The organism is Amphibiibacter pelophylacis, assembly GCF_037688875.1.
Taxonomy (GTDB): domain Bacteria; phylum Pseudomonadota; class Gammaproteobacteria; order Burkholderiales; family Burkholderiaceae_C; genus Amphibiibacter; species Amphibiibacter pelophylacis.
Genome location: NZ_JAWDIE010000005.1, coordinates 150,652 through 162,944 on the forward strand (window position 1 = coordinate 150,652; position 12,293 = coordinate 162,944).

The window sequence follows — 12,293 nt, forward strand, 5'->3', positions numbered from 1 at the left end:
ACGACACACGCCAAGGAACCAGGCATATGCTGGATACAGTTCAACAATGGGGTACAGACACGCTGGGCGCCGCCTGGCCGGTGGTCTGGGCGCTGATCACGATCATCTGTGTGCTGCTGCCACTGCTGATCAGCGTGGCTTACCTGACGCTCTGGGAGCGCAAGGCCATCGGCATGACGCAGATCCGCCCCGGTCCCAACCGCGTGGGGCCGTTTGGTCTGCTTACGCCCATCGCCGACGCGGTCAAGCTGATTTTCAAGGAAATCATCCGCCCCACCGCCGCCAACAAAGGCCTGTTCTTTCTGGGCCCGGTCATGACCATCATGCCGGCGCTGGCGGCCTGGGCAGTGATTCCGTTTGGCCCGGACGTGGCGCTGTCGAATGTCAATGCCGGTCTGCTCTTCATTATGGCGATCACCTCGCTGGAGGTGTATGGCGTGATCATTGCGGGCTGGGCATCCAACTCGAAATACGCTTTCCTGGGCGCACTGCGCGCATCGGCGCAGATGGTGTCTTACGAAATCGCCATGGGCTTCTGCTTTGTGGTGGTGCTGATGGTCACCGGGTCGCTGAATATGGGCACCATCGTGTCCAGCCAGCAGCAGGGCTGGTTTGCGGCGCATGGCCTGTCTTTCCTGTCCTGGAACTGGCTGCCGCTGCTGCCGATCTGCGTGGTGTATTTCATTTCGGGTCTCGCCGAAACCAACCGTCACCCCTTTGACGTGGTGGAAGGCGAATCGGAAATCGTGGCCGGTCACATGATCGAATACTCGGGCATGGCGTTCGCCATGTTCTTCCTGGCCGAATACGCCAACATGATTCTGGTGTCCATGCTGTGCGTGCTGATGTTTTTCGGCGGCTGGGCGTCCCCCTTCGATTTCGCGCCCTTCACCTGGATACCCGGCTGGATCTGGCTGGCCATCAAGGTGTTCATTGTGGTCACGCTTTTCCTGTGGGTTCGCGCGACCTTCCCGCGCTACCGCTATGACCAGATCATGCGTCTGGGCTGGAAAATCTTCATCCCGGTCACGCTGGTGTGGCTTGTGGTGGTTGGTGTCTGGATGCAGACCCCGTGGTCGATCTGGAATTGAGGTCAGCTATGTCTGGTGGACTGAAAAACTTTATCAACAGCTTCTTCCTGATAGAGCTGTTCAAGGGCATGGCCCTGACGGGGCGGCATTTTCTCAGCCGCAATATCACCGTGCAGTTTCCCGAGGAGAAAACGCCGCAGTCGCCGCGTTTCCGCGGGCTGCATGCGCTGCGTCGCTATGACAATGGCGAAGAGCGCTGCATCGCCTGCAAACTGTGCGAAGCAGTCTGCCCGGCCATGGCCATCACCATCGAATCCGACCAGCGCGATGACGGCAGCCGCCGCACGACGCGCTACGACATTGATCTGACCAAGTGCATTTTCTGTGGTTTCTGCGAAGAAAGCTGCCCGGTCGATTCCATTGTCGAAACCCATATTTTCGAGTACCACGGCGAAAAGCGGGGCGACCTGTATTTCACCAAGGACATGCTGCTGGCGGTGGGTGACCGCTACGAAAGCGAGATTGCCCAGCGCAAGGCGGCCGACGCGCCTTACCGCTGAATCTGGCCCCCACGAGCCCTCCAGACGAGTTCCTTATGACCGCCTTTCTTTTCTACCTGTTTGCCACGGTGCTGCTGGTCTCCGGCGCGCTGGTGATCACCGCGCGCAGCACGGTGCACGCCGCGCTTTTCCTGGTGCTGGCTTTTTTCAATGCCGCCTGCCTGTGGATGATGCTCAAGGCTGAATTCCTGGCCATTACCCTGGTGCTGGTGTATGTCGGCGCGGTGATGGTGCTTTTCCTGTTCGTGGTGATGATGCTCAGCTTCAAACCCAGCACCGAACCCAACCGTCTCGTCAGACATCTGCCCATGGCGGTTGTGCTCGGGGTGGTGATTGCGGTGGAAATGTCGCTGGTGCTGATGAATAATTACCGGTTCAGCACCCAAGCGGGGGTGAATGCCGACATGGCCAGTATCCCCAATACCCAGCTGCTGGGCATGCACATTTACACGCATTACCTGTATCCGCTCGAACTGGCAGCTGTGCTGCTGCTGGTCGCCATGATTGCCGCGATTGCCCTGACGCTGCGCGGCCGCAAGGACGCCAAAGGGCAGGATCCGTCGCAGCAGGTGCGCGTGCGCAAGGCGGATCGCCTGAAAATGGTCCAGATCCAGCCGCCGCAGGTCGTCGAGGCCGAGGGCGTTGCTGCGGACACACAAGGGAAAGCATCATGATTTCTTTGGGACATTTCCTGTCGCTGGGCGCGGCGCTGTTTGCGCTGTCGGTCGTTGGTATTTTCCTGAACCGCCGCAACCTGATCGTGCTGCTGATGGCCATCGAGCTGATGCTACTGGCGGTCAACATGAATTTCATTGCCTTTTCGCATTTCAATGGTGATATGGCGGGGCAGGTGTTCGTGTTTTTCATTCTCACGGTGGCGGCGGCGGAATCGGCCATCGGTCTGGCGATTCTGGTGGTGCTGTTCCGCAACCGCTCGACGGTGGACATCAGCGAGCTCGATTCCCTCAAGGGCTAAACAGGCACAAGCATGGATCACGCACAACTCTCTCCGGGCCTGCTGCTCTTTGTGGCTCTGGCGCCTCTGGCCGGGGCCATTCTGGCGGGCTTTTTCGGTAAAACCCTGGGCCGCACCACCAGCCATCGCATCACCATACTGGGTGTGGCATTGTCTTTTCTGGCGTCGGCCTACGTGTTCAAACAGGTGGCCTTTGCGGGCGCGAGTTTCAACGGCACCATTTACGAATGGATGAAGGTCGGCGGCATCACCATGGAAGTCGGCTTCCAGGTCGATAGCCTGACGGCTATGATGATGTGCGTGGTGACTTTCGTGTCGCTGATGGTGCACATCTACACCATCGGGTATATGGAAGAGGATGACGGCTACCAGCGTTTCTTCGCCTACATCTCGCTGTTCACTTTCTCGATGCTTATGCTGGTCATGAGCAACAACCTGCTGCAGCTTTTCTTTGGCTGGGAAGCGGTGGGTCTGGTGTCATACCTGCTGATCGGTTTCTGGTATAAGAAGGAAACCGCCATTTTCGCCAATCTGAAGGCCTTTCTGGTGAACCGGGTGGGAGATTTCGGTTTTATTCTGGGCATTGGCCTGCTGGTGTATGCCACGGGCAGCCTGAATTACTCGGAAATCTTTGCGCAAAAAGACAAGCTGGCGACACTGATTTTCCCCGGCACCGAATGGATGTTGCTGACTGTCGCCTGCCTGTGCCTGTTTGTGGGTGCCATGGGCAAATCGGCGCAGTTCCCGCTGCATGTGTGGCTGCCGGATTCCATGGAAGGCCCGACGCCCATTTCGGCGCTGATTCACGCGGCGACCATGGTCACGGCGGGCATATTCATGGTGTCGCGCATGTCGCCGCTGTTTGAGCTGAGTGATACGGCCCTGAGCTTCATGATGATCATAGGCGCTATCACCGCGCTCTTCATGGGTTTCCTGGGCGTGATCCAGAACGACATCAAGCGTGTGGTGGCCTATTCCACGCTGTCGCAGCTCGGTTATATGACGGTGGCGCTGGGCGCTTCGGCCTATCCGGTGGCGGTGTTTCACCTGATGACGCACGCGTTCTTCAAGGCGCTGCTTTTCCTGGGGGCGGGCTCGGTGATTATCGGCATGCACCACAACCAGGACATGCGTTATATGGGGGGGCTGCGCAAATACATGCCCATCACCTGGATTACGTCGCTGGTGGGGTCGCTCGCCCTGATCGGTGTGCCCTTCCTGTCGGGTTTCTATTCCAAGGACAGCATCATCGAAGCGGTGCACCTGTCCACGCTGCCAGGGTCGGGCTTTGCCAGCTTTGCGGTCACAGCCAGCGTATTTGTCACGGCGCTGTATTCCTTCCGCATGTATTTCCTGGTCTTCCATGGCGAAGAGCGTTATCACCTGGCGCCGCATGACGACCATCACCACAACGATCACGGGCATGGCCACGCCGCCAAACCGCACGAATCGCCCTGGGTGGTGACGCTGCCGCTGGTGCTGTTGGCGATTCCGTCGGTGCTGATTGGTTTTATGACCATTTCCGGCATGCTCTACAGCGATTTCTTCAAGGGCGTGATCAGTATTGACGCCGCGCGCCATCCGGCGCTCGCCACGCTGGCTGAAGAATTCCACGGCCCGGTGGCCATGGCCCTGCACAGCGTGACCACGCTGCCGTTCTGGTTGACTCTGGCAGGTGTCGGCGTGGCTTACTGGTTTTATATGCTGCAGCCGTCGATTCCGAAAGCGATCTACAACAACTTCCGCTGGCTGCACACGCTGCTGGACAACAAGTACTACCTGGACGCTTTCAACGAGAAAGTGCTCGCCGCGGGAGCGCGCGGCATCGGCCGGGCGTTCTGGAAGGGTGGCGATGCGGCCCTGATTGATGGCGTGCTGGTCAACGGTTCGGCCCGCACAGTGGGTCTGTTCTCCCTGCTGGTGCAGCAGGCGCAAAACGGCCGTCTGTACCGCTACGCCTGGGTGATGTCGCTGGCGGTGCTGGTGCTGCTGACCTGGCAGCTGTGGCCCTACCTCTGACCGTGAGCCCGGACGCGGTCCGGGTTCCTGTGAATATCCTGTTACAAGGTTGAATCCATCATGGGTTTGTTGAGTTTGTCGATTTGGACGCCAGTGGTCTTCGGGCTGCTGCTGCTGGTGCTGGGACAGCGACTGGGTCCTTCCACGTCGCGTTGGCTGGCGCTGGCCGGGTCCGTGGTGGCTTTCCTGGTGACGATACCGGTCTATACCGGTTTTGATACCAGCAGTGCGGCCATGCAGTTCACTGAGCAGGCCGTCTGGATTGCGCCACTCAATATCTACTACAGCCTGGGAGTAGACGGCATTTCCATGTGGTTTGTGCTGCTGACGGCTTTTATCACCATACTGGTCGTCGCGGCGGGCTGGGAAGTGATCCAGGATCGCGTGCACGTTTACATGGGCGCATTCCTTGTGCTGTCGGGCCTGATGATCGGCGTGTTCTGCGCGCTGGATGGTCTTCTGTTCTACGTGTTTTTCGAAGCCACGCTGATCCCCATGTACATCCTGATCGGGGTGTGGGGCGGTCCGCGCCGGGTGTATGCGGCCTTCAAGTTCTTTCTGTACACGCTGCTGGGCTCTCTGCTGATGCTGGTGGCCCTGCTTTACCTCTACACGCAGTCGGGCAGTTTCTCGATTCTGGACTGGCACCGTCTGCCGCTGGGCATGTCGGCGCAAAGCTGGCTGTTCTTTGCCTTCCTGGCGGCATTCAGCGTGAAGGTGCCGATGTGGCCGGTGCACACCTGGCTGCCCGATGCCCACGTCGAGGCGCCCACGGGTGGCTCCATGGTGCTGGCGGCGATCATGCTCAAGCTGGGCGCTTACGGTTTCCTGCGGTTCTCGCTGCCGATTGCACCCGACGCCAGCCACCACTTTGCGCCGCTGATTATTGTGATGTCCATCGTCGCGGTGATCTATATTGGCCTGGTGGCGATTGTGCAGAAGGATATGAAAAAGCTGGTGGCTTATTCGTCCGTCGCGCACATGGGTTTTGTGACCTTGGGTTTCTTCATATTCAATCCGCTGGGCGTGTCGGGCGGTATTGTGCAGATGGTGTCGCACGGCTTTGTGTCGGCCGCGATGTTCTTCTGTATTGGCGTGCTTTATGATCGCGTGCATTCCCGCGAGATTGCCGATTACGGGGGTGTCGTTAATGTGATGCCCAAATTTGCGGCTTTTGCGCTTTTCTTCTCGATGGCCAACAGCGGGCTGCCCGCCACCGCCGGTTTCGTCGGCGAATGGATGGTGATTCTGGGCAGCGTGCAGCACAACTTCTGGCTGGGTCTGCTGGCTGCCACGGCACTGATTCTGGGCGCGTCTTATTCCCTGTGGATGTACAAGCGCGTTTACCTGGGTGATGTCAAGCACAAGCATGTGCGCGAGCTGGTGGACATCAACGGCCGTGAATTCGCCATTCTGGCGGTGCTGGCGGTGGCCACGCTTTACATGGGCCTGTACCCCAAACCTTTCACGGACGTGATGGAGCCCTCGGTGGCCCAGCTGCTCAAGCATGTCGCGACCTCCAAACTCTGAGCCTTTGGGCCTTCAGCGAACTAACTCCGGACGATAGCCACTCATGAATGCTCCGCTCCCTCTGAACTGGCTGGGGGTCTACCCCGAGATCATCCTGCTGGTGATGATCTGTGTGATCCTGCTCAACGACCTTTTCCTGCCGCAGGGCAAGCGTCACTACACCTACTGGCTCAGTCAGGCGACGGTGGTGGTGGTCGGCCTGATGCACCTGAGCATGCTGGGCAAGGACGCCTATCCGGCCATGCAGGGCCTGGTGCAGTCGGACACGCTGGGCCACTTCATGGCCTTTGCAGGCAGCGCCGCCACCTTTGTGACGCTGGCCTATTCGCGCCGCTACATCGCCACGCGCGAGATGTACACCGGCGAGTTCTACACCCTGAGCCTGCTGTCGCTGCTGGGCGTGAGCGTCATGGTCCAGGCCAGCCACTTCCTGACGATTTACGTCGGCCTTGAGCTGATGAGCCTTTCGCTGTACGCGATGACCGCGCTGCGCCGCGACCACGCCCGCAGCATCGAAGCCGCCATGAAGTACTTCGTGCTGGGTGCCATGGCCAGCGGCTTCCTGCTGTATGGCATGTCCATGATTTACGGCGCCACGGGGACGCTGTCCATCGAGCAGGTCTTCCAGACGCTGCAGGGCGGTGCTGTGCAGCATCCGGGCGTGATGACGCTGGGCCTGGTCTTCATCGTGGCGGGACTGGCTTTCAAGCTGGGCGCTGCCCCCTTCCACATGTGGGTGCCAGACGTTTACCACGGCGCGCCGACCAGCATCACCCTGATGATTGCGGCCGCGCCCAAGCTGGCTGCGTTTGCGGTCACGGTGCGTCTGCTGCTGGGCGGCCTGATGGCCTACGCCGAGCACTGGCAGCAGATGATGATGGTGCTGGCTGTGCTGTCCATGATCATTGGCAATGTGGCCGCCATTGCGCAGAGCAATCTCAAGCGCATGCTGGCCTACTCCACCATCGGTCAGATGGGCTTCATGCTGCTGGGCCTCACTCCCATGGTGGTGGGTGGGGGCACGCAATTCGCTGCGGCGGGCGCCAGTTCCGCCCTGTTTTACCTGGTCGCCTACGTGATGACGACGCTGGGTACTTTTGGCCTGATTTTGTGGCTGTCGGGCGAATCGTTCGAATCGGAAGAAATCGCCGATCTGTCGGGCCTGTTCAAGCGCTCCCCGGCGCTGGGTGCTGTGATGATTCTCTTCCTGCTGTCCCTCGCGGGCATTCCGCCGACGGTGGGTTTTTACGCCAAGATGTCGGTGCTGCAGGTGCTGGTCAGCACGGGCAATCCGCTGTACGTGACGCTGGCGGTGGTGGGCGTGCTGCTGTCTCTGGTCGCGGCCTTTTATTACCTGCGCGTCATCAAGGTCATGTACTTTGACGCCCCGCCAGAAGGTGCGGCCACGGTCTGCCCCAGTGGCACACTGGGTCTGCCCGGTGCGCTGCTGGCCATCAATGGCGTGCTGGTGATCGCCATGGGCATTTTCCCCGGCTGGCTGATTGGTATGAGTCGCAGCGCCATCGCAGCGCTGGGTCTGGCCGGCTGAGGGGAAAGTCGTGAACTGATTCACGACTTTCTTCCTGCAAAAGACGTAAACAGACCCATTCAGCCTCAAGTGACGGCCTGATCCGCCGATCTCCATTCATTGGCCCTTGCCTGTGCAGAGGGCGCCTGGAGTGAATGATGGATCAAGCTGGAAAAACGACCCGGTTGCGCCTGCTGCGCGCCCATGGCCTCTCCCTGATGGCGTTGCTGGTGCTGTCGGCCTGCGGGGGCGGCGGTGGAGGTTCCACCGCGACCCCGCCGACATCCTCACCCCCGCCGACCCCGTCAACGGTTCCTGCCGACACGTCGGGCGGCAGCAACGTCGCCCCGGTGGATGGCCTCAGCAACATCGATGTCACGCCCTCGGCCCAGACCGTTTCGCTGAGCTGGGCCCCTGTCACCGGCAGTGCGCTCTACCGCGTCTACCGGCTGGACAACGCCGCGGCCCTTGTTGAAGGGGGCGATGTGTCTTCCGAGGCCTTGGCCCCGGTGCGCAGGGAAATCTGCCAGACCTCGGAAACCAGCTGTGTCGATGGTGTGGATCAGCCGCTGGCCGAAAACAGCACCTACCGCTATGTGGTCGAGGCCCTGAAGAACGATGGCGCGCTCATCACCACCAACACCACGGTGCAGGCCAGCACGCTCGGCCGCGACGTGACGCCTGACAGCTCGCCCGAGCTGGCCGAAGCGGCCGTGGCCAGCGCCAGCAGCCTGCGCCTGCGCTGGAACGCCGTGCGAGGCGCCAGTTATTACGTCATTTCTGGCGGGAATTTCCCCGGACAGAAAAAAGTTGTCGGCACCAGCGTGGTCGATACCGGGCTGGATCCCTCGGTGGCTTACACCTACCGCCTCAAGGCCTGCAACGCGCTGGACGTGTGCACCACGCCGGTGTCTGTCACGGTGAACTCGCAAGGTTCCAGGATCACTGTGCCCGCCGCACCCAGCCCGGTGCTGGGTCAGGCCTACGCCAACAGCCTGGGCCTGACCTGGCGCCCGGTGGCCTGGGCGCAGAGCTACCGCATCAGCCGCGATGGCGCTGAAGTCGCCCGCGATCTGACTGCCACGTCCTACACCGACACCGGCCTGGAATCCGGCACCGGCTACAGCTACACGCTCCAGGCCTGCAACAGCCTGGGCTGCTCGCCGCAGAGCGCACCGCTCAAGGTCAGCACCGTGGTGGTTTACCGGGTGAGCGCCACCGTATCGGGCCTGGACACCACGCGCAGCGGGGCCGACCTGTCGGTCAGCGTCACGCTGGGCAACCGCAACGAAGTCCTGACCCTGACCGACGGCCGCAACATGCTGGGTGCGGTGGCGGCTGGCAGCACTTACTCGCTGCGCATCCTGCGCCAGCCCGTCAACGGCCAGAGCTGTGTGGTCACCACGCCGGGCCTGCGCACCGCCACCAGCGGTGTCAACGAGGCGGGCATCAACTGCCAGACGACCGTCGCCCTGTCTTACCCGCAGTCCAGCCTGACCCTGCCGTTCACGCTGGGCGTCAGCCAGGCCGCACCGCAGAGCCCCGAAGTGCGTGTGGGCACCACGGTGCTGTCGCCGCCGCCTGCCACTGGCTGGGCTTACGCCAGCAGCAACCCCGCTGTGGTGAAGGTGGGCGGCGATGGGGCGCTGGTTCCGGTCGCTCCTGGCAACGCGCAGATCAGCGCGACCTTGGACACTGACGGGTTCACGTCGGGCGGCAAGGCGGCGGTCTACAACGTGACCATCGCCCCACTGCCGACCCCCAATTCGTCGGATGCCCGTCCGGCATCGGAAACCGTGGCCGTGTCGCGCCTGGATCTGACCCAGATCTACGCGCAGGAGCCGGGCAGCCCCTACGAGGTCATCGTGCCGGGCCGCCAGCTGATGGTGCGCGTCTACCTGAAATCGGCCACGGCCAGTCCGGTGGCGCCGCCCGCCATGACGCTGACGGCCACGGGGCCTGACGGCAGCACGACGCAGTCCCTGCCCATGGTCTGCCCCACCGCAGTGCCGGGCTCCGACAGCACGCCCGACATCTACTCGAAGGCCGGGGCCTGCTACGCGGTGATCACGCAGCTGGATCTGGTGAAGAAGGGGATGCAGATCACCCTCGCCTCCCGGGATGGCAGCCTGGTGCGCACCATCACGCCCAAGGTCAACGACAAGAGCGTGATGAACATGCTGCTGGTGCCGGTGAAGGTGGAGTCGGACGTGGCCACGCTGCCCGACACCGCCGAGTACAGCCGCGCCATTCTGCGCACCATGCCTTTCGCCACGGTGAAAATGGCCACGCGCGGGGTCTACACCTCAGAACTGAAGGCCGACGATGCCAAACTGTTTAACGCCACACTGGGCGAACTGCGCAGCCTGAGCATCGCCGAAGGCGGCAAGCGTCACTGGTATGGCTTCATGCCCAAGTGGCTGCCGCTGGGGGGCGGCTCTTACCTGGCCGGTCTGGGTTACGTTGGCGGGAACGCCGGGGTGGCGGTTGGCATTGCCGGCGAGCGCACCTTCCTGCACGAAGTGGGCCACAACCTGAACCTGGGCCACGCGCCCTGCGGCACGGCAGGCAGCGATCCGGTCTACGCCAGCGAAGCCTGGACAGGCTCCAGCAAAGGCCTGCTGAGCAGCACGCCCATTTTTGACAGCAGCGCCGGTGATTTCACCAACCCGCTGCTGGCCAGCGATGGCGGCAACACCGACATCATGGGCTACTGCAACGGCAAGTGGTTCTCGGAGTACGGCTACAAGAAAGCGGCCGACTACATCCAGAAGAACAGCAGCCAGAAATACGTCGCCCAGGGCGATGCCGGGGCGGTCACCACAGGCGATCCGGTGCTGTATGTGTCGGGCAGCATCGACACGGCGGGCGTGGTCAGCTTCGCCCCGACGCAGCTCTTCCAGGCCGGACGTGTCAGCCCCGATCAGGGCGACTACATCCTGCGCGTGCAGCTGCGCAGCGGCGCCGTGCTGGAGCAGCGCTTCCAGCCCGACATGCTGGGCGACGACGCCACGATGACGATGATGTTTGGCGTGACGATCCCGCGTGTGGACGACATCGCCCGCATGGACGTGATCTACGGCGGCAACCTGCTGGCCACCCAGCCGCCCAAGGCGGCGGCCACGGTAAACGCGCAGGCCACCAGCGGCCCCATCGCCACGCAGGTGCGCGTGGCCGGCAGCAGCATCGCCCTGAGCTGGGACAGCCGCCGCTGGCCCTGGGCCGCGCTGACGCACATCGCCCCCAGCGGTGAGCGCACCGCCCTGCTGGCCCGCGCCACACGCGGCCAGGCCAGCACTCCGCTGCCGTCTGATCTGCCGGCGGGCGGCAAGTGGGAGGTGTCGCTCAGCGACGGCCTGAACAGCCAGCTGCAGGTGCTGCCGCGCTGATCGGTCCGCCCTCAAGGCCAGCGGCCGCCCCTTGCTCTGGCAGGGGGCGGCCGCTTTTTTTCGGGCGATGACATCCGGCCGATCAGGATTCGGGCGGCGCTTCCAGCCGGGTGCGGTGCCACAGGCTGGGGAAGAGGCGAATCCACAGCAGCGCGATGCACAGCGTGCCCACGCCGCCCGCCACCGTGGCGACCACCGGGCCCAGCAGGGCAGCGGCCGAGCCCGATTCAAACTCGCCCAGCTGGTTGCTGGCGCCGATAAAAATAGAGTTGACGGCGCTGACGCGCCCGCGCATCTCGTTGGGTGTTTCCAGCTGGACCAGCGACGAGCGCAACACCACGTTGACCATGTCGGCCGCGCCCGACAGCGCCAGCGCGCCCAGGGAGATCCAGAACGAGGTCGACAGCCCGAACACAATCATGCTCAGGCCGAACACCCCCACCGCGCCCAGCAACCAGCGCCCGGGCCAGCGGCGCAGCGTCCAGCGCGTCAGCACCAGCGACATCAGCAGCGCACCCACCGACGGCGCGGCGCGCAGCACGCCCAGGCCTTCCGGGCCAGTGTGCAGGATGTCTTTGGCGAAGATGGGCAGCAGCGCCACCGCGCCGCCCAGCAGCACCGCGAACAGGTCCAGCGAGACCGCGCCCAGCAGCGGCTTGCGCCGCCAGATGAAGTGCACCCCGGCCAGCACCGTGCCCCAGGACAGCGGTTCGCGCGACGTGGCCAGGCGCGGGTAGTGCAGCCCGTAAATCAGCGCGCTGCCGATCACAAAAAGCCCCAGACAGGTCAGATAGACGTGGCTGGCCCCGGCTACGTAGATGAACCCGCCCAGCGCCGGCCCGCCAATGACGGCGGCTTCCTGGCCGGTGGAGCTGAAGGCCAGCGCGCGCGGCAGCATGGCGGGTGGCACCAGCATGGGCGTCAGCGCCTGCTGCGCGGGCATCTGAAAGGCGCGCGCCACGCCCAGCAGCACCGACACGCCCAGCAGCCAGTCGCGGCTGATCCAGCCCTCGACGCTGCCCAGCGCCAGCAGCGCGGCCACCACGCCCTGGAGGCCCAGCGTCGCGGCCACGATGTGGCCCCGGTGAAAGCGGTCGGCGACGTGCCCGGCCAGCAGCGTCAGCAGCAGCGCGGGCATGAACTGGAACAGCCCGACCAGGCCCAGATCCCAGGCGCTGGACGTCAGGTCGTACATCTGCCAGCCCACGGCCACCATCAGCATCTGGTTGGCGGTGGTGCCCGCCAGGCGGGTCGCCCAGA

Annotated in this window: 9 protein-coding genes; 8 read left to right on the forward strand and 1 reads right to left on the reverse strand. The window is 62.9% G+C overall.

The genetic code is table 11. The annotated features are described in order from the left end of the window. Positions 1-26: 26 nt before the first annotated feature. The 8 genes from nuoH to RV045_RS04840 all read left to right on the forward strand — a co-directional run bounded on the left by nuoH (position 27) and on the right by RV045_RS04840 (position 11,033). Positions 27-1,091, forward strand: coding sequence for an NADH-quinone oxidoreductase subunit NuoH (gene nuoH / locus RV045_RS04805; protein ID WP_423234629.1), 1,065 nt, complete (start codon positions 27-29; stop codon positions 1,089-1,091). 8 nt (positions 1,092-1,099) lie between these two features. Further along, complete coding sequence (gene nuoI, locus RV045_RS04810; protein ID WP_423234647.1) at positions 1,100-1,591, forward strand: NADH-quinone oxidoreductase subunit NuoI; 492 nt, start codon at positions 1,100-1,102, stop codon at positions 1,589-1,591. A 35-nt stretch (positions 1,592-1,626) separates the two neighbouring features. Next, a complete protein-coding gene (locus tag RV045_RS04815; protein ID WP_423234630.1) occupies positions 1,627-2,265 on the forward strand; it encodes an NADH-quinone oxidoreductase subunit J in 639 nt (212 codons plus the stop codon). Next, the gene (gene nuoK, locus RV045_RS04820) at positions 2,259-2,567 is read left to right on the forward strand and encodes an NADH-quinone oxidoreductase subunit NuoK (protein ID WP_423234648.1); all 309 of its coding nucleotides are present in this window, start codon (positions 2,259-2,261) and stop codon (positions 2,565-2,567) included. The genes RV045_RS04815 and nuoK overlap by 7 nt, the downstream gene beginning before the upstream one ends. Positions 2,568-2,579: 12 nt before the next feature. After that, on the forward strand, positions 2,580-4,586 hold the full coding sequence (gene nuoL / locus RV045_RS04825) for an NADH-quinone oxidoreductase subunit L (RefSeq protein ID WP_423234631.1): 2,007 nt from the start codon (positions 2,580-2,582) through the stop codon (positions 4,584-4,586). A 60-nt stretch (positions 4,587-4,646) separates the two neighbouring features. After that, a complete protein-coding gene (locus RV045_RS04830; protein ID WP_423234632.1) occupies positions 4,647-6,116 on the forward strand; it encodes an NADH-quinone oxidoreductase subunit M in 1,470 nt (489 codons plus the stop codon). Between the two features lie 43 nt (positions 6,117-6,159). After that, a complete protein-coding gene (gene nuoN / locus RV045_RS04835; protein WP_423234633.1) occupies positions 6,160-7,665 on the forward strand; it encodes an NADH-quinone oxidoreductase subunit NuoN in 1,506 nt (501 codons plus the stop codon). Between the two features lie 137 nt (positions 7,666-7,802). After that, positions 7,803-11,033 carry a hypothetical protein gene (locus RV045_RS04840; protein ID WP_423234634.1) on the forward strand — a complete coding sequence of 1,077 codons (3,231 nt, stop codon included), beginning with the start codon at positions 7,803-7,805 and terminating at the stop codon, positions 11,031-11,033. A gap of 82 nt (positions 11,034-11,115) precedes the next feature. On the opposite strand, the gene RV045_RS04845 is transcribed toward RV045_RS04840, so the two are convergent. Continuing rightward, positions 11,116-12,293: MFS transporter (locus RV045_RS04845; RefSeq protein WP_423234635.1), on the reverse strand; the 1,178-nt coding region annotated here is incomplete at its 5' end.

Excerpts from the sequence above, each read along its gene's own strand:
- RV045_RS04830 (WP_423234632.1), top strand. The coding sequence starts at position 4,647 with ATGGGTTTGTTGAGTTTGTCGATTTGGACGCCAGTGGTCTTCGGGCTG.
- nuoH (WP_423234629.1), top strand. The coding sequence starts at position 27 with ATGCTGGATACAGTTCAACAATGGGGTACAGACACGCTGGGCGCCGCC.
- RV045_RS04840 (WP_423234634.1), top strand. The coding sequence starts at position 7,803 with ATGGATCAAGCTGGAAAAACGACCCGGTTGCGCCTGCTGCGCGCCCAT.
- nuoI (WP_423234647.1), top strand. The coding sequence starts at position 1,100 with ATGTCTGGTGGACTGAAAAACTTTATCAACAGCTTCTTCCTGATAGAG.
- RV045_RS04815 (WP_423234630.1), top strand. The coding sequence starts at position 1,627 with ATGACCGCCTTTCTTTTCTACCTGTTTGCCACGGTGCTGCTGGTCTCC.
- nuoL (WP_423234631.1), top strand. The coding sequence starts at position 2,580 with ATGGATCACGCACAACTCTCTCCGGGCCTGCTGCTCTTTGTGGCTCTG.
- nuoN (WP_423234633.1), top strand. The coding sequence starts at position 6,160 with ATGAATGCTCCGCTCCCTCTGAACTGGCTGGGGGTCTACCCCGAGATC.